Here is a 26,051-nt window from a genome sequence, read left to right as displayed (position 1 = left end):
CATCAGCGATGACTGGACCTGGGCCGTCGATCGCCCCGCCANCGGGAATGCCGTTCACGGCGGTGTAGTCTTGCGCGGTGTCGAACTCCCAAAGGAGCTTGCCGTCGGCGGCCGCGTAAGCGCGCAGGAAGCCGCTGACGCTGCCGGAGAACACGACGCCAGGGATCAGGCTGACCGCCGCCGAGAGCGCCGGGCTGCATTGCGGACGGTCGCCGCAAGGCACCGGCGGCACCTCCATCTCGATCTTCCCGGTTTCGAGATCGAGGCCGAACAGGCCACCGCCCTGTGTGGAGTCGAGACGCCTGGTGCCGTCGCGCAGGAAGCGCACGTCGGAGTTGGCGACATAGATGCGCTTCCCGTCCGCGGCCGAACCCCATTCGCTGCCGCCGAGCGCGCCGCCCTTCCCGACCCGCGTCTGCCACAGGATCTTGCCGCCATCATCGGGGTCGAGCGCATGCACGACGCCGGACTTTTGCGCGATCACGAGCAGGCGCTTGCCGTCGTGCAGATTCACCAGGATCGGCGACTGGCCGAAATCATGGTCGGGCCCGTGATCCTCGGGACAGTTGGTCTTGTCGGCTGTGAAGCAGGCCACGATGTAGGCGTCCTTCGGCGTCGCCTGCTGCTTCCAGATCAGCTTTCCCGTCGCAAGCTCGAAGGCGAGGATCGCATCGGCGGTCACCGCAGGCGGGTTCGAATAGGAATTGCTGGTCGCGACATAGACCGCGTTGCGTTTCGGATCGATCGTCGGCGCAGACCAGACCGAGGCGCCGGACGGGCCGAAGAGCTGCGTGCCCTTGCTATTCTTTTCCGTCGGATGCGGCACCTCCGGGATCGTATAGGCCTGCCACACCGTCTTGCCGCTCGCAGCGTCCAGCGCCACCACACTGCCGCGGAAGGTGCAGCATTCGTAACTCGGCTGCGAGCCGGCGACCTCCTCGATCGAGGACACCGGCACATAGAGCACGCCGGAATGAAGCGTCGGCGCGCCGGTAATCCGCGCCGCCGGATGCTCCTCGACCTTCACCTTCCAGATCAACGCGCCGGTCAGGGCGTTCACCGCATAAGCGTTGGCCTTGAGATCGCCGAAGAAGATCGCGAATTGATCCGAGCCTGCGAGCGGCGCGAAGCTGATCGCGGCACGCACCGCGGCATCAGTTGCGAAGGTCCAAACCGTGCAGCCGCTCTTTGCATCGAGCGCACGTACCTTGCGATCGGTGCCGCCGATGAACAACAGACCGCCCACGACCGTCGGCGCCGCAAAGGACAGCGAGGCTCCCGGGAAGGCATAGGCCCATTTCAACCGCATCCGCGGCACCTGCTCGGCGGACAGGCCCGCCATCTCGGTCGGCTGAAAGCGGCTGTTGCTGGTATCGACGCCCCAGCCGTTCCAGCGCGGTCCGTCGATCGCCTGTGGAAAGCGGGCTGTCTGCTGCGAGCAGCGTCCTTCCGCATCGGCAGCAGTGCTGTTCGTCGCGGTCTTGCCAGTGACGAAGGCGGCAATCGCGCGGCGCTCATCGTCGCTGCGCTCCTTCGCGATGCCCGCCATGCTGCCGGTCGCAAGCGCCCCCAGCACGTTTTCATACGACATTGCCTGCAGCGCGCTGCGGCCCGGCACACGGCTCTGGGCATCAGCCGTGTCGTGACATTGCGCGCAATGCCTTGCGTAAAGCGCCGCGCCGTCTTGTGCGCGCGCCGGTGCGCAACACCAGACCAGCAGTGCAGCCACGACAGCGCTCACTCTCATGACGTGCTCCGACATCGCCACCGCAATACGAGATCGCTTCACACAACCCAAAGTATAGCGCGAGGGCGATCACTGAGGCAACGGATGTTCCGTCCATTCCGGTCATACCGCCTTCGCAATGCCGCCCTCGCCGCGCGGCTCATCCAGCCGCCACAGCCCGAGGCTCTTGTCGCGCCAGCCGCCTCCGCCCTCCTCGCAACGCTCGTTGATCAGCTCGCGCGGCGGAGGCCAGTTGAACGGCGCCCGCTCCATGTTCAACGCCCGCCAGTCGCCATCCTCGCAGTCCTCGTTGCTCTCCAATTCGGGAAACGTGGTGGCGAGCAGGAAGCGCGCGCCGCTCGCCCGAAAGCGAGTAACCGCACGACCGATGTTCTGAAAGCTCAGATGCACGAGGCAATCCCGGCACAGGATGACGTCGGCAGGCGGCAGCGCGTCGCGCGTGATGTCGGCGATGAGAAAGCGGCCAGACAATTCCCCGCGCTCCACGCGCTGATGGTTGCTCTCGATCAGCGACGGCACAATATCGACGCCGGTGAAATCGACTTCGAGCCCGAGGCGGCCGATCCAGCTTGCGTCCCCGCAGGGCGCATCGAGCAGCGAACGCGCGCCGAGCCGCTTCAAGAGCGATGGCAGCGCTTCGCGGATCGCGGCCGTGGCACGGTCCTCCGAGCCGAGGCCGGAGACCGAGGTCGCAGCACCCCACAGATTGGTCCTCTCGATCCGCTCGAACCGCGCGGCGAGATCGAGACCGGAAAAGTTCGCGCGGTCGGCAACGAACCGCTCATGGGCGAGCACGGGTGGACGATTGGAGGTCATCGGACACACCTCAAGTCAAAGACCATTCGCGAGCGCACTATACAGACCGCGGATCGCGCTCGAAATCTCCTTGGACAGCGCTCGATCGCGTCATTCAGCTTTCCTGACAGACATTCGACGTCTCGCTCAAACCGGCTTCTGCCACTCCATCATGTGGAAGTAGGGCACGCGGCGGTGGCGGGCGATCTGCTCGGGCGCGCCGCCCGTGGGCTCGGGCTCTGTGAACAGGCGCAACTGGAGGCCGTGATCGAGCAGCAGCGTCATATAGGTGCTCAGCGGGCGGTGCCAGTTCTGGATCCGGATGCCGCGCCAGGCAACCCAGATCGCCCGCTCGTCCATGTAATGATCAATCGAGAAGCGCGGGACGCCCTCGCCGTCCGGCGTCCAGCCATCGGGCTGGCCGGCGGTGTTGAAGCTCGTCAGGTTGGCGATCAGGAGTGTGCCGCCCGGCCGCAGCGCCGCCACCATCTTCGCGATCGCCGTACGGACATCCGGCATATCGATCAGGCTGAGATAGCTGACGACCAGATCAAAGGACGCATCGAAATCCATCGCCTCGGCGCGGCCGAGCCGATAGTCACCCTGCGGATCCATCGCCTTTGCACGCGCGAGCAACGCCTCGGTCGGATCGATGCCGATGGTGGCGATGCCGGCGCGTTGCATGATCCGGCAGAAGCGCCCCTCGCCGCAGCCGACATCCAGCGCGCGGCGGAAACCGCGTCCCTCGATCCGCGCACGCATCGGTGCGTCCAGCACGAAGCGGCGGCCGTAGTCGCCATCCTCACCCTGCTCCACGATCCACGCAGACGCGGAATCGGCCCAGCCGTCGCTGACATCGTCGCTCATGGATCGACCTTCGGGAATGGATGTTGGCCGCTTGCATCGCGGGGACGGCCATTAACCACACGTTGGATCGAAGTTCAACATGAGCTAGCGTGTGCGTCGCATGCGCCCCACGACCGCCCGAGAGAAAGCCAAGATCGCCGCCGGCGCGGCTGCGGCCGTCGTCATGACGGCCATGCTGTTCGCAATCGCGCTCGGTCTTCTGCTGGTGCGATAGGTCGAGGCGCGGCGGACGCACGCCGCCGCGCGAAGTTACGCGGCGCGCACCGTCGACAGGAATTTTCCGACTTCGAGCTTCAGCCGGCTGCTGTCGCTCGCCAGCAGCTTCGCGGTCGAGAGCACCTGCGAGGAGGCCGAGCCGGTCTCCGCCGCACCGCGCTGCACGTCGGTGATGTTCGAGGAGACCTGCTGGGTGCCGTGGGCCGCCTGCTGGACGTTGCGTGCGATCTCCTGGGTCGCAGCGCCCTGCTCCTCGACCGCCGCGGCGATGGTCGAGGACACTTCCGAGAGCCGCTCGATCGTCGCGGATATGTCGCGGATTGCGTTGACGGATTCCTCGGTGGCAGTCTGGATGCCGGAAATCTGCTGGCTGATCTCGCCGGTCGCCTTCGCGGTCTGCTCGGCGAGCGTCTTCACCTCGGAAGCCACGACCGCAAAACCGCGGCCGGCCTCACCGGCGCGCGCGGCCTCGATCGTGGCGTTGAGCGCGAGCAGATTGGTCTGGCCGGCAATGGTGTTGATCAGCTCGACGACATCGCCGATCCGCGTCGCCGCGATCGAGAGCTCGCTGACGCGCTCGGTCGTGGTGCGGGCCTGACCGACGGCTTCGCTGGCCATCCGCGCGGATTCCTGCACCTGGCGGCTGATCTCGTTCACGGAGGAGGACAATTCCTCCGTGGCGGTTGCGACCGACTGCACGTTGCCGGTGGCTTCGCCCGAGGCGACCACGACGACCGAGGTCAATTCCTGCGCGCGCTGCGCAGTGGTCGCCAGCGTCGAGGACGATGCCTCGAGCTCGGTGGAGGCGGATCCGACCGTGTCGATGATCTCGCCGACCGCCCGTTCGAAGCCATCGGCAAGGTTGAACATGTCGCGGCGGCGCTGCTCGGCGGCCTCGCGCTCGGCTTCCGCCTGCGCCGCCTTGAGCCGCTCGACCTCGACCGCATTGGTCTTGAAGATCTCGACCGTCCTGGCCATGTCGCCGATCTCGTCGCGGCGATCCTTCTCCGGCACTTCGGTTTTGAGATCGTTGCGGGCGAGGCCCTCCATTGCGAGCTTGAGCCGGGCGATCGGCTGCGACATCGCCTTGAGGCCGATGAAGAGCGCGATCGCGATGCCCAGCACGAGACCACCGGCGCTGACGCCGATCACCGTCCAGGTCGCGGATCCGGCATCGCGCACGATGGCTTGCTTACGCTGGGCGACCGCCTTGGCCACATCGGACGTGAACGTCGCAATGCGCTCGAGGGACGCGTCGATCAGCGGGTCGCATTCCTTGTGGGCACGTTCGGCAGCCTTGGCGTTCTCTTCCGTGCTGTTCGCGGCGGCGCCGGCCTGCAAAACCGCATCGCAGCCTACGAACGCGGCCTTCAACTGCTCGCTAAGGCTCCTGATCTCGTTTCCACGGGAAGCATCATCCTGCTCCGCCGCATCCAGGTATTGGCGAATCTCATTGCGATTCTGGTTCGCGATCTTCAGGCGATTGGCGTTGCCCGCTTCGGTTGTCTCGGTAAAGATCGCGTAGAGCGCCGCGTGATAGGTCTCCATGCGACGCTGGGCGCGCGTGATGTTGAGGGCTGCCGATTGCGCGGCGGAAAGCTCTGCAAATCGGTCGACTGTGGAAGAAAGCTCTCGCACGCCGAAGGTCGCGACACCGATCATCGCACAACCCATCACGGTCACGATCAGCGCGACCTTCCACACGATCTTCAAATTATTCAAAAAGCTCATCGCAGCCGCCCAATGATTTTCGCTCAACGGGACGGAGGTCGTCCCAGCGACGGCATTGGAACCGGCGGGTGTTAAAAATTAATACCAAATGACACGGGTACTCTTACGGGAAAATAACCTTTCAGCTTCTGCGCGTCAGCCTGGCGTAAGCTTCGGCAACTTTCGCGAGAATCATCGCCGGCTCGGAACCAATCGCTTGCGTCGCTCGTTCTCGGCCCATGCGGATCAGGGAAGACAACCGAAACATGCTTCTGCTTGCGATGGTCATGCTCTGCTGCGCCGTCGTGGCGGCCACGCTTGCACTGTTCGAGCCCGTTTCGGGCCAGACATCGGACCCCCGCGTTGCCACGCGCGGGCCGATCGATGCCGCCATCGAGACGCCCGTCCGCATTGTCGGCGCGCCGTTCGTCCCCAACGTCAAGCCGCGCGAGCGATAGCGCTTCAGGTCGGGGACACTTCCTTGCCCTCCTCGGGCCGGCCGCGGGCGCGGACGAGCTCTTCGACGAACGCGATCACCTCTGCCCGCTTCTCGGGCGGCAGCAACAGAAAGGCACGCACGAGCCTCAAGCCCAACGCTTCGTCCGACTCTTCGTCCTGAGCAACCATTCGCATAGTGTCAGGCTATCGGGAAAAATATGCAATCCCTTGCAAACGACTCTTGATTCGTCGCAGCCGCTTTGCTGGAATGATTCACCGAGGTGGATCATGAAGTGGATCAAGGAGCGCGACGCCCTGATCGCGCAGACGATGGCCTTCGTTCAATCCGTAACCGGCAAGACGGGCGAGCTCCGCCAGCCGGATGCGCCTGCGGCTGCGCCGCCCCTGCCCGCCGAGATCGTCTCCGCGCGGCCGCCGGAAGCCGCGCCCGAAATCGACCCGTCGCCGGCCATCCCGCCGCCCCAGCCCGTCCACGCGCCGCCGCGGGCGATTGGCGACTTCCGCAGCGAAATGCAGGCCCGTATCGCCAATTTCCGCAAGCATCAGGAGCGGTTCGAGCGCGAACGCGAGGAATATTGCGCGACAACCCTGGCCAAGCTCCGCGAGGCCATTCGCGCCCCCTCCTCTCGCCCGCCGGTAGAAAAGTGAGGCATGGCGGCGCCTCGGCCGGTCACAACCAGGACCACACCAGGACGAGATTGGCGGCGCACGCGCCGACCAGCGCCAAAGTCAACGGCAGGAGCATGTGCCCGCAGGAGGTTTTGAGGTCGCTCGTCATGGGCCGAAGCATCCGCTGATTCCGGCCGGAGAGTCCCTGGGATTCTTTTTCCCGGGATTCAGGACTCGTTTACGACTCAGACTCCAGCATCCTCGATCACGGCGCCGTGATCGATAGCCCGTCCGGAACCCCGCCGCCCGCAAGCCGTTAATGGATTTTCCTGGGAGCGGCTTTCTTGGGAGCGGGAAGGATGCCCTACGCCCTGTTCTGCAACGACGCCCAAATCAGCAAGGCCTATCCGGCCGAGGCCGACGTCTGGAAGCTCGCACACCGGAGCGGGCTGGTCGTGGACGTGGCCAACGACGATGAGCGGCCCGGGCCCCGCCGGGTGCTCGACAATGACTACGAAATCAAGCCCTGCCGGGCTGCCCAAGGCGAGGACCCCGCCAAGAACAAGGCGGACGCCGAGCAGCAATCCAGAATGGAGCCCGAGTTCAACTCGTAAAGAAGTCCGACCGCCGGCGGGTAGCGCTCAGGGCATTGCAGTGGCCAGGGAGGCCTGCTCGCCGGCGAGGGCTACGCAGGCCTTCCGGCGATGCAGCCCGCGGATCGCGCCGGTGACCTTGAGCACCTTGCCGGAGGGACAGGAGCCGTCCCGCACAAAGGCCACCTCATAGGGCGCCAACATCAAAGGTTCGGATTTGAGGATCGTCTGTGCAGAGCACGGCAGCGCGACGAGGAACGAGATCACCACCGACGCCAAGATACGCATATTCGTTGTCCCACCAGCCCGGGAATTTTCATATTAACGCGCTCCGGAGCGCGAGTTCCGTAAATCGTAAAAATTATTTTTGCTTTACCGCAGCCCCATGACGCGCGTGAGAAGGCGCGCGTCGAAAAGCCGCTTGGTGAAAAGATTCCCTGCAAGGCTCGCGCCAGACACGCGGCCGGCTCAAAACAAAGGCCGGCAGAGCCGGCCTTTGTGAGATGCGGTTGGCTGGGTCCGTGGATCAGTAGCGCGAGCCCGCCGGGCCGCCCCAGCCAAAGCGGTAGTTCACGCCGACCTTGACGGTATGTTCGTCCTCCCGCCCGCGAACGCCGACGACATCGGCCGGACCGGAGGTGAAGGTGGTGCTGCCGAAATTATAGTACTGGTACTCGGCCTTGGCCGACCAGTTCGGCGCGAACATGTACTCCAGGCCGGCGCCGACGGTGTAGCCGTCCTTGTTATTGCCGGTGGCGGTGAACGTTTGCGGCACGCCGGCGACGCTGACGCCGAGGTTGTTGTTGCGCCACGCATAGCCGCCCTTGGCGTAGACCAGCGTCGGTCCCCAGGTGTAGCCGATGCGGCCGGTCACCGAGCCGATCTGGTCGGTGTTCGAGGTCACCTGCGTGCCGAACGGGAAGCCGACAGCATTGTTGTTCGTCGGCAGCCAGGAATACTGGGCCTCGACACCCACGACCCAGTTGGGCGCAAACTGGTAATCGAAGCCGCCTTGCACGCCGCCCAGGAAACGGGCATCGCTCGACTGGAAGGTGTTGTCGCCGGCGAAGGCGCCGCCGACATGGCCACCGATATAGAAGCCGGTCCAGTTATAGACCACCTGCGGCGCGGTATAGGCCGGTGCCTTGGTGTAGGTGCGCGCCGGGATGTCGGCTGCCGCGGCTGGCGCTGCCAGCGCAAGCAGGGCTGCTGCGCCGAGCAAAATCGTCTTCATGATCATCCCCGTTCTTTCAAATTCGACCCTCAGCAAACAACGTGGCCTGAATTTGGTTGCTTGGCGGCAGTGCCGGAACGTTGATCGTCCGATACTGTGACGGGGCGGCAACGACGCGCGTTCCTGTTCCGTCACGCTCCCTTGCGCCGACAGATTCTGTCGCCCGCGCATGGCATGTCGTAACAGTTTGTCGCAAAGCCACACCGCCCATTCAAAGCTCGCCAAAATGTGATCCAGCGGCCCCGGCGGCTGTAGTCCTACCACCGAGCGGTGAAGACCCGCTTTGCGCTAGCGCGTCATCTTTTCCAGTTCCGGAAAGGGTGCGTAAACCGCACCGGCGCAGAGCTCGTTGGCCCGCTCGACGACACGATCCGCCCGTCCGTTGACGTAGATGACAGCCCGCTCGCGCATCGCCTTGTAGCTGCCGTCGGTCTCGCGGGGCGTGAAATGCAGGCAGCTCACATAGAACGGACGGCCGCCAACTTGCCGCAGCGCCGGCTCGGCCATGCTGGCCTCGCGAACGCCGACCGGGTTGTTCAGATAGGTGCGCATGAGGGCCAGCGTGTCGCTGCGGAAATTATCGGGAAACGGCTGCGGCCCCGCGTCCATCAGGGATGGACGGTCGCCGTCACTGCCAAAACATGCCGCAAGCGCCAGCGGAAGCACGAGGACCGCCGCGCGTTTCGCCAATCGCCCCACAGACCACGACTCCGAACCACCTCACTCTGAGATGTTCTAGCGCCAAGGTTGCTCCAGGGGAAATCCATAAGGGAATTCCATGTTGCCGGCCGGGCAATCAGCATACCGGCCCGCCGCATGGCGCTCACGCTTGCGCGTGCTCGTCATGACGAAACGGGCCGGCCTGAACTCCGCGCGAGGCGGCGGGGCAATGCGGGGATGCCGCCTCGCGGGATCAGTCGTTAGCTGCGCTTGTCGGTGCTCACCGGCTTGGTAACATCCGGCTGCGTCTTCAGCGACTTCTTGGCCGACAGCTGCTTGTGGTGATGGCGGTGCGTGCGCACGGACTTGTGCTCGGCGGGCGTGACCGCGGCGTTGGCGTTCATCGCCTTCGCCTTGGAATCCGCCTTGGCGTCGGCAGCTTTCGTGTCGGCCTTGACGCCGGCGTCAGACTTCGCGGCGGTGGTCGACGTCTTGGTCTGGCTCTGGTCCGCCTTGATCACAGGTGCGGTGGTCGTGGTCTTGCCCGCTTCGGCGGCGAAAGCCGGAGCTGCGATCACGGAAGCTGCGAGCAAAGCGGCGGAAATAGTCTTCAGCATGGTGGTCTCCTCTTTGAAGGATCTTGAGGCGGCGCCCTCTCGCCGACCCTTCGATCGTAGGAGTGAGCCTAGTTGGAGCGCGCTGAACCCATTCTGAAGTGCATCGCAAGCTTCCGTTCATCTGGATGACAAGTTTGTCATCTCTCCTCAGGGAGGGGCAATAAACCGGGCGATTTGGGAATGTTTTCGTACCGCGGGTGTTCCCGTCAGAAGGCAATCGTGTAGGATCGCCTCGTTCCATACGGGAGAAGATAGATGCGCAGACTTTCAATGCTTCTGGTACCGGGACTTGTCTCGATGACGCTGGCGGCCGGACCGGTGCTGACGAGCGCTTACGCTGCGGGTAGCGACGATCCCTCGCCGCCGCCGAAGTCGGACTCTTCGAGCAAGAAATCGAAGAAGAAGAGCTCCTCTATCAGCGACCCCAAATTCCTCGCCGCTTATCGCACGGCCTACACCACGATCTACGACCGCCACGACTATACGGGCGCGATCGACCAGCTGAAGTCGCTCAAGCGCCAGGACGTCGCCGACGTCGCCAATCTGATCGGCTACTCCTACCGCAAGCTCGGCGATTACCAGCAGTCGAAGATCTATTACGAGCTGGCGCTGAAGGACGATCCGAACCACGTCCGGACCTGGCAGTATTACGGTCTCTGGCAGCTCGAGCAGGGCAACCGCGAACAGGCGCAGTATCATCTGAACAAGATCGCCTCGCTCGCCGGCACCGACAGCACCGAGTATCGCTCGCTTGCAGCCGCGCTGGACAAGCCGACCGGCGCAACGCTCGTCTACTGAGTCGCAACGCAAACGAACCGGCACAATCCTCAGGGTTGTGCCGGTTCTGCTTTTTGGGTTGGAGCGTTTTCGAGCGAAGCGGATACCGGTTCGCGTAAAGAATCCTCGTCAAATGACCAACTCCACGCAGGAGCACTAAGCTCTCATCGTGAGCTCCTCGACGATCAGATCAACGAAGCGGCAACAGATCGTTGAAATCAGCGCTGTGGCTCACGCCAACTAACCCGGCGAGCAAGAGAGCTGCGAACAAAGAAACCGCCGTCCCGACGCTACCGCTTCACCATCGCCTCGACCTCGCCACGAAACGCCTGCCGCGAGCCGTCGCGCGAATAGAACATGTGGCCGCCGGGATAGACGACGAACTTGATCCGCGGCGTCGCGAAGGCCGGCAACTGGTCGAGCACTCTCTGCGTTCCGAAATAGGGCGTGGCGAGATCGAACAGGCCGTGCCCGACCAGCACATTCAGCTTCGGATCGGTCGCGAGGATCTGGCGCAGCTCCGACACCGATTGCGGCGGGGTGATGCCGTGACCGAAATCCCAGGCACGTTCGACAGAGCTGTTCAGCACTTCATAGGAGCCGTCGGGCCGCCAGTTGAGCTTGCGTGTCAGGACATCGACTGCGGCGCTGGTCAGCGGCGCCTGAAGCGTGTCGCCGGAGGGATCGCCAAAGCGGGAGCTGCTCGAATCCGGATAGGGATCGAAGCCGCGCACGGAAGCATCGTAGCGCCCGGTGACCTTGCCGTTCTTGCGGTCGAATTCGCGGCGGAATTCGCCGACATCGAAACGACCGGCGAGCCTGCGGCTGACCGCCTGGTCGATCCCGGTCAGGGCTGCGACCTTGTCGGCGAGCCGATTGGTGGCCTCCCGATCCGCTTGGCCCTTGACGAGGTCAGCCAGAAACTCGCCGCGCGCATAGGCTTCGACGTCGGCGAGATCGTCGCGCGTCACCGGCCCCTTGGCTTCGCGCGCGACCGCCGCGTAGCTCGGCAGCGTCGCGACATATTGCAGGAGGCTCGAGCCGGTGAACTCGCGGAAGTCGAACAGCGGCGACAGCATGATCAGACCTTTGACGCCGACGCCGTATTGAAGCTGCAACTGGCGCACGACCTTCGGTCCACGAATGCCACCATAGCTTTCGCCCGCGACGTATTTCGGCGAGAGCAACCGGTCGTGCTTCTCGAGCCAGCGGCGGATCACGAGCGCGATCGAACTGACGTCGCCGTCGATCGAATAGAACCGCTTGCGCGCGTCCTCGCCGCTCGCAATGAGGCGGCTGTAGCCGGTGCCGACGGGATCGATGAAGACGAGATCGGTGAAGTCGAGCCAGGTCTCAGCGTTCGGCCTCACCTCGGGCGACGCCGACGGCGAGAGAGCTTCGCCATCGAGCGGCAGCCGCCACGGCCCGGCGCTGCCGAACTGGAGCCATGCCGAGGACGCGCCGGGCCCGCCATTGAACAGGAAGGTGACCGAGCGCGTGGTGCGGTCGGCGCCATCGAGCTCATAGGAGGTGTAGGCGATATCGGCCTGCGGCTCGCGCTTTTCATCGAACAGACGGATCGAGCCGGCGGTCGCGATGAAGGCGAGCGTTCGCCCGGGCAGGTCGAGCGTCTGCTTCGTCGTCGCATCCGCAGGGAGGCCACGCTGTTCGGCGGCGGAGGACGAAGGCTGACCTGCAGACTGCGCACCGCCGCCACGGACGCCCTTCTGCCCCACAGGTGCGGTTGCCTCCGGACGCGGCTGCGGCGGATCGTCCGCATGCGCAAGTCCAGCGAGTGCGACGGCCGACAACGCCAGCACCAGCCCCGTGCGGCGCAGCGCCGACGAACTTATCATCATGGTCGGTCTCCCTGCCCGGCAGCGCGCCCTCATCGGTTGCGTGTCGGTGACTGCCTGCAAGACTAGCGAGGAATTGCGACGGTTTGGGGGATCACGAGGTCCGGCGGCGCCGGAAGCCGCCGATCGGGCGCAAATCGAGGTGGCTTTTACCGTGAATCGGGACGGACGGCCGTTCCGGCCGCCCTCTACTTGCCTTGAGAGGCGGTCATCCTCGACAATGGAGGCCCAGGTCGTATAGACGACCCCGGCGGAACCTCCTCGAGCCAGCGGCACCTGCCCGGAAGCCCATGACCAAGTCCTACGACCGGATCGCCTTCGTCGCCAGCCCGAGCAGCGAGGCACAGGCCGCCTTCAACCAGCTCACCGAACGCTACGGAAATTGCGATCCGAAGAATGCCGACGTCGTGGTCGCGCTCGGCGGCGACGGGCTCATGCTCCAGACGCTGCATCAGAACATGCACACGGGAAAGCCGATCTACGGCATGCACCGCGGCACGGTCGGCTTCCTGATGAACGAATATTCGACACACGATCTGCGCACGCGGCTCGAGGCCGCGCATGAATCCGAGATCAATCCGCTCCTGATGCGCGCAACTGACGTGCGCGACCGGGTGTATCTCCATCACGCCATCAACGAGGTCGCCCTGTTCCGGCAGACCTATCAGGCGGCGCGTCTGCGCATCCTGATCGACGAGCGCGAGCGCATGTCCGAGCTGATCGCCGACGGCATCATGGTGGCAACGCCCGCGGGCTCGACAGCCTACAATCTGTCCGCCCAGGGGCCGATCCTGCCGATCAATGCCGCGCTGCTGGCGCTGACGCCGATCAGCGCCTTCCGCCCGCGACGCTGGCGCGGGGCTCTCCTGCCCAATACGGCCTATGTCGTGATCGAGGTGCTGGAAGGCGAGAAGCGCCCTGTCGCCGCGGTGGCCGACCACGACGAGGTCCGCGACGTCCGCCGCGTCGAGGTGCTCGCCGACAGGACCATCTCGATGCGCATGCTGTTCGATCCGGGCCACAGCCTGGAAGAGCGCATTCTGCGCGAGCAGTTCGGCTACTGAGCCACCTGCCCGGAAGCCCTCCGGCGCCCCGGTCGCAACCCTTCGTTAACTCCCGGCGCGATATGGTTAACGAAGGTTGACCGCTTTGGCCCGGGCGTCATGTTCCGTATCGATTTCAACAAGCTGCGCTTCCTCGTTTGCGACGACAATCCGCACATGCGCCGTATCCTGCGGACGCTGCTGCATTCGTTCGGCGCGCGCGAGGTCTATGAAGCCGAGGACGGCGCGACCGCGCTCGAAATGTACAGCCACTACGTGCCCGACATCGTCATCACCGACTGGGCGATGCCGATCTTCGACGGGCTCGAGCTCGCGCAGATGATCCGGCAGCCGGAGTCCAAGGGTAACCCCTATGCGCCGATCATCATGCTGACGGGACATTCGGAGAAACGCCGGGTCACGATCGCGCGCGATGCCGGCGTCACCGAGTTTTTGGCCAAGCCGATCTCGGCCAAGGGCCTCTATCAGCGCATCCTCAACGTGGTCGCCAATCCCCGGCCCTTCATCAAGACCAAGACCTATTTCGGGCCCGACCGCCGCCGCAACATCAACTCCGCCTATATGGGCCCCGAGCGCCGCGTCGGTGAGAAGCACGAGGTGCTCCAGCAGCCCTCGTTGCTCGACAAGGCCCGCTCCTCCATCTAGCGCAACGTCTTACGCGAGACAGGCACCATGGCGAAGAACAGCGCAAAGGACATCGAGGTCAAGGCCTTCGCCACCCATCATGTGATCACGCAGCCCAACCCGCTGCGGAAAGTTCTGCGCCGGGTCGAGGCCAAGGACATGGATGATCCGGTCGGGCGCGCGGAGCAGGCGCTTGCTGGCCTCTCCGGCGAGTTCACGGACTGGATGGCGAGCGAGGTCGACCGATTGTCCGCCGCCTGGGCCGCCATCCAGCAAGACGGCTTCGACGACGATCGGCGCGGAGAGCTGTTCCGCGCGGCCCACGACATCAAGGGCGATGCCGCGACGTTCGGCTTTCCGTCGGCCGCCGTGATCGCCGAAAGCCTGTGCCGCGTGATCGAGCATGCGCCGGATCTTGCCAAGGTGCCGGCCGAGCTGTTCTCGCACCACATCAACGCCATCACGGCGATCGTGCACGAGAACACAAAGCTCGACAGCCTCACCGTCTCCAGCGAGCTCAGCCGCCGCCTGCGCAAGGTCGCCGACGAATATCTCGCCCACGTCAACCGCGACCGTCCCGAGCATCTCGAAGCGATTTTGGCGCCGAGCATCGTGCCGGGGGAGTAAGGCTCGCCATTCTCAAGGTGTCGTAGGGTGGGTTAGCGCAGCGTAACCCACCACTCTCTCTTCGCGCGGAAAGCAAAGAGGTGGGTTACGCCTAGCGGACTGCGCTTCGCGCAGCCGCAAGGCTAACCCACCCTACGACCTCTTCGTCAGGCCGCGATCAGTTCGTCATAGAACGGTGCGATCGCCTCTTCCGCGACGAGCTCGTCGCAGAACAGCCGCGCTTCTTCGCGCGCCGATTCGGTTGCGAAACGGCGCAGCAGGATCAGAAGCGGCTCGGTCGCGCCGCGATCGGTCTCGCAATGGGTGAGCACCCGCTCGACCATGCGCCGGCGCAGCCGCACGGCGCCGTCGTCGGTATCGACGAAGCCGTTCTCGTGGCAGGCCTCGAGCGCGACCTGGAAGGCCGCGAAGGTCGCCTCCGGCAGGCCGGCGCGGCGAAGCAGCGCGTGCAGGCTGGTGCCGCGCCGATCGTGCAGCAGCGCAGAGACTCGCGCCAGCGGCAGATCGGACAATTCGGCGAGCGCCGCGTCGAACAGTTCGAGATTGCTCGACAACAGCGCGCGCAGGATCAGGCCCGCCGTGAGCTGACCGGTGATGCGCAGGTGCCGCACCAAACCCTGCATGTCCTCGCCGCGCGAGCGGGCCGCGATGTTCATGGTGGAGCGGTCGCGCGCCTCGGTCGTCATACGCTCGGCGCGATCGGCGCTGAGCCAGTTCCGTGCCACGACGAACTGCGCCAGCGTCTCGGACAGCTTTGCGACCAGCGCCGCCCGCGTCGCGGCCGGCAGATCCTCCATCACCAGCATCGCCTCGCGGATCGCGGCGAGATGGCCGTGACGCTCGACAATGCGATCCCAGGAGAACGGCGCGAGCTCGGCGTTGGGGTTCTCGATCAGCTCGAGGGCCGCGGCGGCGCAGCCAACTTCGGCGATCGCGGCGCAGACCGAGACCGGCAGCGCGATGCGGCGCGCGATCGCGCACTGCACCTCGTCGTTGCCGGTCGCGACGATGTCGACGAGGTCGGCATCAATCAGAAGCGGGGAATGTTCGAGCACGGGCAGCGCGACGGTCGGCTGGTCGGCCGACAGTGCCCGCATGATTGCGGCCGGTGCCTCGGCACTGCGAGCGAAGGCTTCCGCCATCGCCTGTCGCACCAGGGGGGACGGATCGTCGAGCAGCATCAGCAGCGCGCCTTCGGCGGCGATGCGGTCGTCATGGGAAAGGTCTGAAATCAACCAGGCGCGGGCCAATGCCCGCGTTGCCTCGGCCCGCTCGCCGGCGGATGCCGTCCTGATCCAACTGATGAACTGCCGAACGATCATGGTCTTTCCGGCTTACGCAACCTAACGAAAAATGGTGACGGCCTGTCACCTGCAATACAAAATAAACCACGACGCTTAACAAAGCGTTCACCATAACCGGCTGGTTTTATTGACGTTTTGTTAAGGGAACCAAGGCCGCCCTGCTGTCGCGCACCGGACGCAGCGCAGCAAAAGCGCGTTCACGCGCGTCTTCAACGCGCTACGATGGCGCGCGCTGAGCATTGGCACGAGAGCAGATGCTAGCTCGAGAACGTGCCGCTGCGATCGCTGAAGAGATCAAGCGGTTGCGGCGGCCGCACCTCGGGTGTTGCCGACGCGGTCGCGGTCGCGGGTGCGACCGAGGTGAGCGAGGCGTTGTTGCCCCACAATTTCTGCACCGTCGTCGAAACCGGCTGCGTGGTATCGCCGGGCTGATAGATCGAGCGAAACGCCGGCGTGGTCGGCGCATTGTCCGCAACCGTCGTCGACGATGTTGCGCTCACCGGCGTCACCGCGCGCGTATCCGGAAAGGTCTGCAGATAAGCCGCGTTGTCGATCACAGGCGCCGTCGCCTGCACGCCGTTTGCGCTCGCAACCTGCGCCGTCGACGGCGTGTCGCCATACATCGCCATCGCGCTACGCGTCGTTTTCGAATTCGCAGCGCTCGCGTAGCGCGACGTCAGCACCGAATAGACTTCGGAGACGCTACGCGCGCGGCCGTCCTTTTCGTAGAAGATCGAGCGGTTGGAAGCAGCGGCATTGGGGAACAGCCGCGCGCCGACCGCTTGCGGATTGTCCTCGGCATTGGCGATCAGCTTGGCCGCGCCGCCGACGCCCATGAAATGCGCCATGTAGAGTTCGCTGTCGGACGGCCGGCGGCCGAGCAGGCCGGTGAGCTTGAAGCTGTTGGATTGCGTCAGTGCCGCCGCCATGTCGGAGGCGACCTGCGGATCGTCGCGCAACTTCATGATCGACCGTTTCATGGCGGGATCATCGACAGTGTAGCTGCCGGACGAGGTCTTGCTGATGGCGTCGGCGTAGCTGCCGTAGCCGAGCTGGGCGCCCGCCTCCTTCACCGTGCCGAGCCAGGTCTGGTCGATGAACTGGTAGAGCCCGTGCGCGGACGACGTGGTGGCGCCCGCTGTCGGATTGAAATCCGACTCCATCTTGGCGGTGGTCAGCATGTATTGAAAGCTGACGCCGGAGAGGTTGGAGGCCTGCTTGATCGCGCCGGCAACGCGCGCCCGCGACGGATCGGTAGCGACCGTCTGCGTGGCACTGGAGTTGTCGACCGACATGATGGAGTGCCCGCCCCGCGCGGCGTTGAGCGGCGCCGGCAATTCGGCGCCCTGTCGTCCCACCGTGGGACAGTTATGGTTAATGCGGGGTTAATTCGGCGACCGGCCTGCCCCCGAGTCATTCCGGGGCATCGCGCAGCGATGAACCCGGAATCATTCAGCCGCGCGTAATGCCTGGCGATGGATTCCGGGTTCACGCTTCGCGTGCCCCGGAATGACGGAAGCTACTTCTTGTAGACCGCGCTCGGGTCGAACAGCCTGTCCGCGTCGACGAAGACGAGCCTGGCGCCCGTCCCCTCGGCCTCGACCCTGCGATAGAAGCACGACCTGCGGCCGGTGTGGCAGGCTGCCCCCAACTGCTCGACGCGAAGCCAGACCGCGTCCTGGTCACAATCGGTGCGCATCTCGACCACGTGCTGAGTTTGACCCGACGTCTCACCCTTTCGCCATAAGGCATTGCGCGAGCGGCTGAAGTACCAGGCTTCACCCGTCGCGATGGTCTTGCGCAGCGCCTCGTCATTCATGTGGGCGACCATCAGCACGTCGCCGGTCGCGGCATCCGTCGCCACACAGGTGACGAGGCCGGCCGCGTCGAATTTGGGCTGGAAGCTCAGCCCTTCCTCGATGTCATGGGAATGAGTGGACACGAGACCCCTCGCAAATTCGTCGCGAGGTCAGCGTTGCGTGCCTCGCACCAGGGACAGGAAACGGGCCTGCTCCGCCGGATTGTCGCGGAACATGCCGGTAAAGCGGCTGGTGAACGTCATCGCGCCATGCTTGGCGACGCCGCGCACCGACATGCAGGTATGCTCGGCCTCGACCAGAACGGCAACGCCGCGCGGCTTGAGGATCTCGTCGATCGCCGCTGCAATCTGCGCCGTCAGGTGCTCCTGGGTCTGAAGCCGGCGGGCGAAGATGTCGGTGAGGCGCGCGAGCTTCGATAGGCCGACGACGCGTTCCACCGGTGTGTAGGCGATGTGCGCCTTGCCGTAGAACGGCATCATGTGATGCTCGCATTGCGAGGTGAACTCGATGTCGCGCACCAGCACGAAGTCGTCATACCCCGCGGTCTCGCCGAAGGTGCGGTCGAGCACCTCGGCCGGGCACTGGTGGTAGCCCTGGTAGAGCTCGTCGAAGGCCTCGACCACGCGGCGCGGCGTGTCCAAGAGGCCCTCGCGCTGGGTGTTTTCGCCGATATAGGCGAGCAGCGTCTTCACCGCCTGCTCGGCCTCGGCGCGCGCTGGGCGCGGCTGGTCGGCGCGGACGGCGACCGCGAGGAATTCGGAAGGATCAAGCTCTGCCGGGCGGCTCTCGGGCTGCTTGTCAGCGGGCTTGTTGGGGCGGATGGATTTGATCAAAGCGTCCATGTCAACTCCGTTCGACGGCCTTAACGGCCGGAGTGTCACCGGCAGACGGGGCGGCAAGCCGCCGGACGCCTGAAGAGAACAATCGATCCCGGCACAAAAACATCCTCGCCTCCAAGGCAGGCCGCGTGGTTCTGGACCACCGCCGCTGGACTGTTTTTCCGCAAGTTCCGACCCTATATAGGACCCTGGACGGCGCCCGCCAAGGCCGATCCGGCCCGGAAGTGTTGGACTCCATCACATGCTGAACGACATCTACAACAAGCGGATCATCGAACTGGCCGGGAATATTCCGCGCCTCGGGCGGCTTTCGGACCCCGATGCCACCGCTACCGCCCACTCCAAACTGTGCGGCTCGACCGTCAAGGTGGACCTGAAGATGGAGGGCGACACCGTCACCGACTTCGCCCATGACGTGAAGGCCTGCGCGCTGGGCCAGGCGTCTTCATCCATCATGGCAAGTCACGTCGTCGGCTCGACTGCGAGCGAACTCCGTGAGTTACGCGAAACCGTTCGCAAGATGCTGAAGGAAAACGGCGCGCCGCCGGACGGAAAATGGGCCGAGATCAAGTTCCTCGAGCCGGTCCGTGACTACAAGGCGCGCCATGCTTCGACCCTGCTCACCTTCGACGCCGTGGTCGATGCCATCGGCCAGATCGAGGCCAAGGTCAAGCAGCCGGCCGCGGCGCAGGGCTGAGCTTTCGCTCCCGTCGTTCTGAACCGTCATTCCAGGGCGCCCGCGAAGCGGAGAACCCGGAATGACGAGAGCGATTGTCGTTGGATTTACTTCTGCGACGCAGCCACGGGCGCCGCGCCCGTCGGCACCGCCGCTTCCGCAGTCTTGGTCGACTTGGCCGGATGCGGCTGCTCCGATTCCTCGCCGAACCTGTCCTGCGTCTTTGGCGCAAGGTCGGCCATCGCGGGCGCCGAGACATCCACGTTCGGCAGCACGTCGGCGACCAGGTCCGTGGTCACGAGATTGGTCAGCTTCAGCTCGCCAGCGTCCAGCTCATGCAGGTCTTCCCACGGCGGCACGCTCAGCGCGAGCGACAGCAGATCACCGGCGCCGCCCATGTCGAAGGTGTATTTGGCGAGCCGGCCAATGTCGCGCTCCACGATCATCAGGTCCTGCGCGCTGTAGCTCGCCGCCTTGGCGTCGTCGGCGCGGTCGCCCATCCAGATCTGATGGACCCGCACATGCGCGGCGTCGGGCACGTAGCGCTTCTTGCCGGCCAGCAGCAGAAACGCGCACATGGATTCGCAATAGGCCTCGGGCGCGACCGCCGGACGAACGCCCGGCCTGCCGCGGTTCTGCTGGGTGATGCCGACCGTGGTCATGAGACCGAGGTTACGGAAGCGCCGACCAAGTGTGATCGCGTCGTTGACGGAACCACCGCTGGAGTCGAGCACGACGGTTGCGCCGCCAAGCTGGCGCCCGCGCGCGAAGTCCTCGAAGTCCTTCGGCGTGTCGGAGGTGATGATGCCGACTGCGCTGACCCAGCCACGGCAGTTCGGCTCGCATGCGACCCAGTTGAACTTCATAGGCAGCTTGCGCTCTTCGAGCGCAGCGCCGGCATGTGCAGAAGAGGTGAAGGTCGCGACTGCGCTCGTCAGCGCGAAGCAACAAGCGGCGGTTCCCATCAGCAACCAACCGCGAAGATCAAGCGACCTCAGGAGTTTCAAACTGGTTCCTTCCCCAAGTCCCAATATTGCGCGAGTTATCCCCGCTTCGCGCCCGATGAGTCCATCATACAGACGTTTGTTCCTATCCCACGAGTGTCACAAAAATGGTATCCGGGGGAATACAGATCGTCCATAGGTACTTGCTGCACTGCTCCCAAAAAGCACGCAAAATATGGCGCGCTTACAACAACTTGCAGTTCCCTGCATCGGAACCGCGCAACGTGCTGCACAGGATCGTAGCAAGCCGCTCATGAAGCATTCAGCGTCCGAACAAGGGGCCAGTATCGTTGCGGTCGTGCTGCGACTGCCGCGTAGGTTCGGCCGCGCGCTGATCTGGCTCTACCGCCACACGCTGTCACCTCTGGTTGGCTACAACTGCCGGCACCTGCCGACCTGCTCCGTCTATGGTGACGAGGCGATCGAACGTTTCGGACTCTGGGCCGGCGGCTGGATGACACTGGCGCGGCTGTTGCGCTGCCATCCCTTCGGCACCTCAGGTATCGACCGCGTGCCGCTCACCGCCCCCGAAGGTGCGCGCTGGTATCTTCCATGGCGCTATGGCCGCTGGCGGGGCGTCAACGCGTCCTGAGTTTGCTGCGGTGCTCTGCGCATGCCCCGACCGGAACCGGAACTTCCCGCTCGCGTTGTTTTGATACTCCCGCGGGAGGAAACAACAATGCGCTGGAAAATCAGCCCTCATTTTCACTTCAATCTTGGTTCGCATCTGCGAATTGGTCCGAGGGGACACGATCCCAGAACGATCGATCTGCTCGCCATCATTGCGCTCCTGGCGCTCGTGCTTGGCTCCGGCTGGTATCTGGCAACAAGCTTTTCCACGGCGCCGAACACGACGGCGTTCATCGTGCCAAGTCAGAGCGTGCACTGGTAGCTAACGGAACCAGAAGAAGCGCCCGGGCGGTGGCGGGATCGGCTCGGGCGGGCGCAACCGCTTCGGACGCGCCGGTTTGGGCGGAGGCTCCGCGGACGAAGTGGCTTCCACCGCCGGCACCGTCTCGCTGCCTGGCACCTTCACGGACAACAGCAGGTTCGATTCATGCGTGCGCCAGCGATAGCCGATGCCGAAATCGATCGGCTGGGCGCGCGTGAACAGTTCGGCGTAGCGTTCCTGGTAGCGGCCGGGGAATTCGTCGATCGGCCCGAGATAGCGGCCGAACGGGAAGAAGCGCCATTGACGCGCGTTGTAGTTCGCAAGCGGTATTCCGGAATCGTCCTGGATAATGGTCGCGCTGTTCGCGAGCAGCCAGTCGCGCACCGTGGTGAAGTTGCCGGAATGCAGGAGATAGGACGCGCTCTTGAGCAGGCTGTTGCCGGGCCCGAGCGTCTCGCAGAATTTCAGGAAGCCCGTGCCGCGCGCATTGGGATTGGAGAGATCGGTCGAGAAATAATACAGCGTGCGCACCTCGCCGTCGCTGCCGACGAAGGTGATGCGGACGCCGCGCGTGGCGTTCGGTCCGGGATTGTCGTTGCCGGTATGCATCCCGCCCTTGTTGTCGAGCGCGATCATCTCGACGTTGCGGATGGTCTTGCCGGAGCGCGCGAGGAAGACATAGAGGATCGGCAAGGTGCCGTGGACCTGGTTGGCATGCAGGTCGACCTTCATGTGCTTGGTGATGAAGAAAGAGAAGCTCAGGATCGAACTGAGCGAGCGCTCGACATTGTAGAGCGCGGTACTGACCGCTCCGCGCGGCACTTTCGTCAGGTCGGGTACCACACCGACCGGCTCGAGTGCGCCGAGCACATAGGTGCTCGCCTTGGAATAGAACGCGTCGGCGTAGAGGAAATCCGGGCCGCTGAACATGTAGAACATGGTCGGCCTGGGTGCGGCGAGATTGACGTCGGCCCAGTTGCGGATCTTCGACAATTGCCTCTGATCGAGCTGCGCGAAGGCGCCGTCGAAGAATTTCGCGTGGTGCTGCCAGGCAGGGTCCCTGGTCAGCGCCACCAGCGGCGAGTCCGCCGAAGGCTGCATGCCGGCGAGGAAGCGCGCGGTATCGTCAAAGGTCACCTCGGCGGCGCGCGCGGAGGGGACGACCGCAAACAGCAGGGCAAGAGCGACGGCCGCAATCTTCATGGGTCGAAACATGTCTCTTCGCGGTGTGATGAATCGGCAGCGGCGACCGGCCGCCTGCGGAAAAGGGCATAAATCAGCAGGCCCGCGAGCATGACGAGCATCCCCGAGAGCGACTGCACCGGCCGCTCCATCAACAGGTAGTACATCATGAAGGCAGTCACGAGCAGGAAAACCAACGGCGTGAACGGGTATCCCCAGGCCCGATAGGGACGCGGCAGATCGGGATCGGTGATGCGCAGCTTGATGACGCCTGCGACCGTGAAGAACGAACAGAACAGCAGCGCGAACTGAATGAAGTCGAGCACCGCCTCGAAGCTGCGCGTGAACAGGAGCAGGTTGGCGACAGCGAGCTGAAACAGGATGGCGTAGGCCGGCGCGCCGCTCACCGATCTCCGTGAGAACATGCGCAAGGCCGGGATGTCCTCTCCCATCGTCATCATCACGCGCGGGCCGATCCACATCATCGCACTGATGGAGGAGATCAGGCCGACACAGATCATCGCGCCGACGATCCTGCCGCCGATGCCGCCAAAGATGGCGCTGCCGGCGACGCTCGCGACATCGAGCTGGCCTGCGAGCGCATCGATCGGCGTCGAGTAGAGAAACACCGCGTTGAGCGCGACGTACAGCACGAGCACGATCAGCGTGCCCGCGAGCAGCGCGCGCGGCAGGCTCTGCTGCGGCGTACGCATCTCGCCGATGATGTAGGTCGCAGCATTCCAGCCCGAGAACGAGTACATCACGAAGACCAGCCCGATCGCGAAGGGGGCGCTGGCGATATGGCCGAGGTCGCCGGCCTGCGGCGTGAAGGAGATCGGCTGTCGCGCGCCGATGACAAAGCCTGCGACCAGGAACGCGACGATGAGCACGACCTTCAGGATGGTCGAGATCAGCTGAAAGGTCGAGGAATGCCTGACGCCGGTCAGCTGCACGATTGAGACCAGCCACACCACGCCGATGGCGAGCGGGATTGGCGGCAGATCGGGAAAGACCGACTTCGCATATTCGCCGAAGGCCATCGCCGCGAGCGCGACGGGTGCCGCAAAACCGACCGTCGCCGAGACCCAGCCGGCAAGAAATCCGAAGGCGGGATGATAGGCGCGACCGAGGAAATTGTATTCGCCGCTGGAGCGCGGAAACATCGCACCCAGCTCGCTGTAGGAGAACACGCCGCACAAAGCGACGATACCGCCGACGCTCCAGAGCAGCAGGATCGAGAAACCGGACGGGATGTCCTTGACCTGGAAGCCGAGGCTGGTGAAGACGCCGACCCCAACCATGTCCGCAACGACGATGGCGGTCGCGACCAGAGCGGAAACGCCGCCCGCCCTTCCGGTCAGCCGGCCAGTCCAGGTCGCAGTACCCGCATCTGATGCCGTCATCGGGGTCTTAACCTCAGGCGTCACGCCTCGTGGGAAAGCATCGTGCAGTATGGTCCAGTCAATTCAAGCAGGGTTAACAAGGGTTAAATGAGGCAAGCGAAATAGGTATCTCGCCACCTCTTATGCCATTCCAAGGCGATAAACCCGTCCAGACCCGTGAAAATCCGCAGTCCCCTCCCACACTCAGGACACGATTGCATGGTCCTTTCCAGTGTTCCGGATGTGGGGAGTTTCTCCGGACACTTAACGTCGCCTAAACGCCAGTCGGCTCAATTAGCCTAAAGATTGCCGCTGGATCGGGGTCATGGGTGGATGGTCGGGGCCGTTCCGAAACTGAGAGCTGACACGCGTGCGCACCGGACGACGTCCGGTGTGTACGCTCGTGCGCTCCGGATCGGCCTGATCTGCGCGTTGGTGCCGCTTTCGCTGACGCTGGTTCAATGCGGCAGGGCGCCCAATCCGGCAGCGCTCGCGGCCAACTCGCAAGCCAACACGCAGGTCGTTGCAAAGACCAAGGTGGCGAGCGGCGACACGTTCGACGATCGCTTCCCTGCCCCGCAGTTCACGGATCGCTTCCCGTCCGCCAGCGAGAGCCTCCTGCTACGGCAGATGTCGGACTTCTCGCCCAAGCGCGCCGTGCAGCAACAGCCGGAGCAGGCCGCCTACAAGGTGGCATCGCTGGAGCCGCAGGTTCCGTACCAGCGTCCGCAGCGCGAAGACCTGACGACGCTCGTCAGCATGAAATCGTCGGCCTTCCCCTATTTCGGCAACAACCCCGCCTCCGACGCGCCGTTCCTCAACATTTCCAAGGGCGACCGCCGCGGCCATCGCAGCTATTCGGGACGCGTCTACTGGCAGGACGAAACTTACAGCGACAGCCGCGTGCTGGTGCACGTCCCCGAACACTTCGACGTCCGTAAGCCGGGCGTGATCGTGGTGTTCTTCCACGGCAACGGCGCGACGCTGGAGCGCGACGTGCGCGACCGGCAACTGGTGCCGCAGCAGGTCACCGATTCCGGCGCCAACGCCATTCTCCTTGCACCGCAGATGGCGGTCGATGCCGCCGATTCCAGCGCCGGCAAGTTCTGGCAGGCGGGCGGACTGAAGCGCTTCATGGCCGAGTCGGCCGATCACCTCGCCCGCCTCACCGGCGATCCCAACAGCGCGCGGGCCTTCGCCAACATGCCCATCGTGATCGTCGGCTATAGCGGCGGCTTCCTGCCCACCGCCTGGAGCCTCGAGGTCGGTGGCATCAGCGACCGCGTTCGCGGCGTCGTGCTGCTCGATGCCGTCTATGGCGAGCTCGACAAGTTCGCCTCATGGATCGAGAGCCATCGCTCCGGCTTCTTCGTCAGCTCCTACACTCACTACACCGCGCGGCGCGACCGCGAGTTGATGAGCACGCTGCGCCAGAAGGGCATCAGCGTCTCCGAGGACATGGACGGGCCGCTGCGTCCCGGAACCGTTGTGTTCGTCCAAACCGGCGACGGCATCACGCATCGCGATTACGTGAACCGCGCCTGGACACGCAATCCGCTCAAGGACGTGCTGGTGAAGATGTCCGAGACGCCATCCCTGGCGCTGACGCGCGTCGCGGCCACCAATTCATCCGCGTCGAGCCGCTAGGCGGTGTGGACTCTAAGGATTCCCTTTTGAGAGCAAATCAGATTCAAGGCTTCTTTTTGGGAGGCGGCCTTGGGTGTGATGGATCGTTTGGTGTTGAGCGACGCGGCCTGGGAGCGCATGGCGCCGCTGATCATAGGCCGGCCCGACCAGAAGGGTTCGACCGGGCGGGACAACCGGATGTTCGTGGAAGGTGTGCTCTGGATCGTGCGTACAGGCTCTCCCTGGCGCGACCTTCCGGAGGCGTTCGGAGACTGGAACAGCGTATTCCGGCGCTTCAGTCGATGGAGCATCAAGGGTGTTTGGTGGCGGATCTTCGAGGCGATGTCTGATGATCCAGACTTCGAATATCTGATCGTCGATTCCACCATCGTCCGGGCGCATCAGCACGCCGCCGGGGCGAAAAAAGGGGGTCTGAAGATCAGGCGCTTGGCCGCTCGCGCGGCGGCCTGAGCACGAAGATACATATGGCCGTTCGCGGCTTGGGGTGTCCTGTACGGTTCACGCTCACCGCAGGCCAGAAGGGCGATGCACCACAGGCCGCCGCATTGATCGAGGGACTGCCGGCCGAGGTCGTCATCGCCGATACAGCCTATGACGCCGATCATTTGCGCCAAGACATCGCCGCCAAAAAGGCGCTCGCCGTCATCCCCAACAACCCGTCACGCGCCCTCAAATATCCGCTCGACAAACATCTCTATGCCCAGCGCCATCTCGTGGAATGCTGCTTCTCCAAACTCAAGCAGTTCCGCCGCGTCGCTACCCGCTTCGAAAAGACCGCCCGAAATTACCGAGCCGTCGTCACTCTCGCTGCCATCGTCCTATGGATGCGATAAGTGTCCACACCGCCTAG

29 protein-coding genes are annotated in these 26,051 nt (G+C 64.4%); 12 read left to right on the top strand and 17 right to left on the bottom strand.

Annotated features, from left to right (window positions below):
* Nucleotides 1-42: 42 nt before the first annotated feature.
* The 4 genes from AXW67_RS00510 to AXW67_RS00495 all read right to left on the bottom strand — a co-directional run.
* A partial coding sequence (locus AXW67_RS00510; protein WP_245315315.1) for an outer membrane protein assembly factor BamB family protein occupies nucleotides 43-1,747 on the bottom strand: 1,705 nt, incomplete at its 3' end.
* A gap of 102 nt (nucleotides 1,748-1,849) precedes the next feature.
* Complete coding sequence (locus AXW67_RS00505) at nucleotides 1,850-2,563, bottom strand: class I SAM-dependent methyltransferase (protein WP_063675801.1); 714 nt, start codon at nucleotides 2,561-2,563, stop codon at nucleotides 1,850-1,852.
* 126 nt (nucleotides 2,564-2,689) lie between these two features.
* Nucleotides 2,690-3,409 (bottom strand): class I SAM-dependent methyltransferase, encoded by a 720-nt coding sequence (locus AXW67_RS00500; protein ID WP_063675799.1) that lies wholly within the window; start codon nucleotides 3,407-3,409, stop codon nucleotides 2,690-2,692.
* A 249-nt stretch (nucleotides 3,410-3,658) separates the two neighbouring features.
* Complete coding sequence (locus AXW67_RS00495; RefSeq protein ID WP_063675797.1) at nucleotides 3,659-5,356, bottom strand: methyl-accepting chemotaxis protein; 1,698 nt, start codon at nucleotides 5,354-5,356, stop codon at nucleotides 3,659-3,661.
* 245 nt (nucleotides 5,357-5,601) lie between these two features.
* Between AXW67_RS00495 and AXW67_RS00490 the strand changes: the two genes are divergently transcribed.
* Nucleotides 5,602-5,793 (top strand): hypothetical protein, encoded by a 192-nt coding sequence (locus AXW67_RS00490; RefSeq protein WP_063675858.1) that lies wholly within the window; start codon nucleotides 5,602-5,604, stop codon nucleotides 5,791-5,793.
* A 4-nt stretch (nucleotides 5,794-5,797) separates the two neighbouring features.
* Here the strand turns inward: AXW67_RS00490 and AXW67_RS42975 are convergent, their stop codons facing one another.
* A complete protein-coding gene (locus AXW67_RS42975; protein WP_198024787.1) occupies nucleotides 5,798-5,962 on the bottom strand; it encodes a hypothetical protein in 165 nt (54 codons plus the stop codon).
* Nucleotides 5,963-6,061: 99 nt separating this feature from the next.
* Here AXW67_RS42975 and AXW67_RS00485 point away from each other — a divergent pair, with 99 nt between their 5' ends.
* Together AXW67_RS00485 and AXW67_RS00480 are read left to right on the top strand one after the other, a co-directional pair.
* A complete protein-coding gene (locus AXW67_RS00485; protein ID WP_063675795.1) occupies nucleotides 6,062-6,442 on the top strand; it encodes a hypothetical protein in 381 nt (126 codons plus the stop codon).
* Nucleotides 6,443-6,762: 320 nt separating this feature from the next.
* Nucleotides 6,763-7,017, top strand: coding sequence for a hypothetical protein (locus tag AXW67_RS00480; RefSeq protein WP_063675793.1), 255 nt, complete (start codon nucleotides 6,763-6,765; stop codon nucleotides 7,015-7,017).
* A 27-nt stretch (nucleotides 7,018-7,044) separates the two neighbouring features.
* On the opposite strand, the gene AXW67_RS00475 is transcribed toward AXW67_RS00480, so the two are convergent.
* From AXW67_RS00475 to AXW67_RS00460, 4 genes are all read right to left on the bottom strand, one after another.
* Nucleotides 7,045-7,284, bottom strand: coding sequence for a DUF6719 family protein (locus tag AXW67_RS00475; protein ID WP_027554604.1), 240 nt, complete (start codon nucleotides 7,282-7,284; stop codon nucleotides 7,045-7,047).
* A gap of 238 nt (nucleotides 7,285-7,522) precedes the next feature.
* The gene (locus AXW67_RS00470) at nucleotides 7,523-8,230 is read right to left on the bottom strand and encodes an outer membrane protein (RefSeq protein WP_063675856.1); all 708 of its coding nucleotides are present in this window, start codon (nucleotides 8,228-8,230) and stop codon (nucleotides 7,523-7,525) included.
* A gap of 288 nt (nucleotides 8,231-8,518) precedes the next feature.
* Nucleotides 8,519-8,929, bottom strand: coding sequence for a hypothetical protein (locus AXW67_RS00465; RefSeq protein WP_063675791.1), 411 nt, complete (start codon nucleotides 8,927-8,929; stop codon nucleotides 8,519-8,521).
* Nucleotides 8,930-9,150: 221 nt separating this feature from the next.
* A complete protein-coding gene (locus AXW67_RS00460) occupies nucleotides 9,151-9,507 on the bottom strand; it encodes a His-rich protein BRANT (RefSeq protein ID WP_063675790.1) in 357 nt (118 codons plus the stop codon).
* A gap of 255 nt (nucleotides 9,508-9,762) precedes the next feature.
* Between AXW67_RS00460 and AXW67_RS00455 the strand changes: the two genes are divergently transcribed.
* The gene (locus tag AXW67_RS00455) at nucleotides 9,763-10,305 is read left to right on the top strand and encodes a tetratricopeptide repeat protein (RefSeq protein WP_027554600.1); all 543 of its coding nucleotides are present in this window, start codon (nucleotides 9,763-9,765) and stop codon (nucleotides 10,303-10,305) included.
* Nucleotides 10,306-10,574: 269 nt separating this feature from the next.
* Here AXW67_RS00455 and AXW67_RS00450 read toward each other — a convergent pair whose 3' ends face one another.
* On the bottom strand, nucleotides 10,575-12,143 hold the full coding sequence (locus AXW67_RS00450) for a S10 family peptidase (RefSeq protein WP_063675788.1): 1,569 nt from the start codon (nucleotides 12,141-12,143) through the stop codon (nucleotides 10,575-10,577).
* 287 nt (nucleotides 12,144-12,430) lie between these two features.
* Between AXW67_RS00450 and AXW67_RS00445 the strand changes: the two genes are divergently transcribed.
* From AXW67_RS00445 to AXW67_RS00435, 3 genes are all read left to right on the top strand, one after another.
* Nucleotides 12,431-13,204, top strand: a complete 774-nt coding sequence (locus AXW67_RS00445) for an NAD kinase (protein WP_063675787.1) — start codon at nucleotides 12,431-12,433, stop codon at nucleotides 13,202-13,204.
* A gap of 99 nt (nucleotides 13,205-13,303) precedes the next feature.
* Nucleotides 13,304-13,849, top strand: coding sequence for a response regulator (locus AXW67_RS00440; protein ID WP_063675785.1), 546 nt, complete (start codon nucleotides 13,304-13,306; stop codon nucleotides 13,847-13,849).
* A 27-nt stretch (nucleotides 13,850-13,876) separates the two neighbouring features.
* On the top strand, nucleotides 13,877-14,455 hold the full coding sequence (locus AXW67_RS00435) for an Hpt domain-containing protein (protein ID WP_027554595.1): 579 nt from the start codon (nucleotides 13,877-13,879) through the stop codon (nucleotides 14,453-14,455).
* Nucleotides 14,456-14,601: 146 nt separating this feature from the next.
* Here the strand turns inward: AXW67_RS00435 and AXW67_RS00430 are convergent, their stop codons facing one another.
* From AXW67_RS00430 to folE, 4 genes are all read right to left on the bottom strand, one after another.
* A complete protein-coding gene (locus AXW67_RS00430) occupies nucleotides 14,602-15,777 on the bottom strand; it encodes a DUF2336 domain-containing protein (protein ID WP_063675783.1) in 1,176 nt (391 codons plus the stop codon).
* Between the two features lie 239 nt (nucleotides 15,778-16,016).
* Nucleotides 16,017-17,096: a hypothetical protein gene (locus AXW67_RS00425; protein ID WP_063675780.1), complete on the bottom strand. Its 1,080-nt coding sequence runs from the start codon at nucleotides 17,094-17,096 to the stop codon at nucleotides 16,017-16,019.
* 182 nt (nucleotides 17,097-17,278) lie between these two features.
* Nucleotides 17,279-17,701, bottom strand: coding sequence for a phosphoribosyl-AMP cyclohydrolase (gene hisI / locus AXW67_RS00420; protein ID WP_063675778.1), 423 nt, complete (start codon nucleotides 17,699-17,701; stop codon nucleotides 17,279-17,281).
* Between the two features lie 27 nt (nucleotides 17,702-17,728).
* The gene (folE, locus tag AXW67_RS00415) at nucleotides 17,729-18,421 is read right to left on the bottom strand and encodes a GTP cyclohydrolase I FolE (RefSeq protein ID WP_063675776.1); all 693 of its coding nucleotides are present in this window, start codon (nucleotides 18,419-18,421) and stop codon (nucleotides 17,729-17,731) included.
* 238 nt (nucleotides 18,422-18,659) lie between these two features.
* Here folE and AXW67_RS00410 point away from each other — a divergent pair, with 238 nt between their 5' ends.
* Nucleotides 18,660-19,115: an iron-sulfur cluster assembly scaffold protein gene (locus AXW67_RS00410; RefSeq protein ID WP_027554590.1), complete on the top strand. Its 456-nt coding sequence runs from the start codon at nucleotides 18,660-18,662 to the stop codon at nucleotides 19,113-19,115.
* Nucleotides 19,116-19,201: 86 nt separating this feature from the next.
* Here the strand turns inward: AXW67_RS00410 and AXW67_RS00405 are convergent, their stop codons facing one another.
* Nucleotides 19,202-20,059, bottom strand: a complete 858-nt coding sequence (locus AXW67_RS00405) for a COG3904 family protein (RefSeq protein ID WP_245284022.1) — start codon at nucleotides 20,057-20,059, stop codon at nucleotides 19,202-19,204.
* A 292-nt stretch (nucleotides 20,060-20,351) separates the two neighbouring features.
* Here AXW67_RS00405 and yidD point away from each other — a divergent pair, with 292 nt between their 5' ends.
* Both yidD and AXW67_RS00395 read left to right on the top strand, forming a co-directional pair.
* Nucleotides 20,352-20,690, top strand: a complete 339-nt coding sequence (gene yidD, locus AXW67_RS00400) for a membrane protein insertion efficiency factor YidD (protein ID WP_027554588.1) — start codon at nucleotides 20,352-20,354, stop codon at nucleotides 20,688-20,690.
* A gap of 87 nt (nucleotides 20,691-20,777) precedes the next feature.
* Nucleotides 20,778-20,990, top strand: coding sequence for a hypothetical protein (locus AXW67_RS00395; RefSeq protein ID WP_063675774.1), 213 nt, complete (start codon nucleotides 20,778-20,780; stop codon nucleotides 20,988-20,990).
* On the opposite strand, the gene AXW67_RS00390 is transcribed toward AXW67_RS00395, so the two are convergent.
* Together AXW67_RS00390 and AXW67_RS00385 are read right to left on the bottom strand one after the other, a co-directional pair.
* Nucleotides 20,991-22,205, bottom strand: a complete 1,215-nt coding sequence (locus AXW67_RS00390; RefSeq protein WP_145927324.1) for a hypothetical protein — start codon at nucleotides 22,203-22,205, stop codon at nucleotides 20,991-20,993.
* Nucleotides 22,190-23,575, bottom strand: coding sequence for an APC family permease (locus tag AXW67_RS00385; RefSeq protein ID WP_063675769.1), 1,386 nt, complete (start codon nucleotides 23,573-23,575; stop codon nucleotides 22,190-22,192). Before AXW67_RS00385 ends, AXW67_RS00390 begins: the two co-directional genes overlap by 16 nt.
* 312 nt (nucleotides 23,576-23,887) lie before the next feature.
* Between AXW67_RS00385 and AXW67_RS00380 the strand changes: the two genes are divergently transcribed.
* Together AXW67_RS00380 and AXW67_RS39950 are read left to right on the top strand one after the other, a co-directional pair.
* Nucleotides 23,888-25,201 (top strand): alpha/beta hydrolase, encoded by a 1,314-nt coding sequence (locus tag AXW67_RS00380; RefSeq protein WP_063675767.1) that lies wholly within the window; start codon nucleotides 23,888-23,890, stop codon nucleotides 25,199-25,201.
* Between the two features lie 69 nt (nucleotides 25,202-25,270).
* A protein-coding gene (locus AXW67_RS39950) for an IS5 family transposase (protein WP_145927316.1) occupies nucleotides 25,271-26,034 on the top strand; the annotation gives its coding sequence in 2 pieces (ribosomal slippage) (nucleotides 25,271-25,606 and nucleotides 25,609-26,034; 762 coding nt in all).
* Nucleotides 26,035-26,051 lie beyond the last annotated feature (17 nt).

It is taken from the genome of Bradyrhizobium neotropicale (assembly GCF_001641695.1).
Taxonomy (GTDB): Bacteria; Pseudomonadota; Alphaproteobacteria; order Rhizobiales; family Xanthobacteraceae; genus Bradyrhizobium; species Bradyrhizobium neotropicale.
This window is presented reverse-complemented; position numbering and strand designations above follow the sequence as displayed.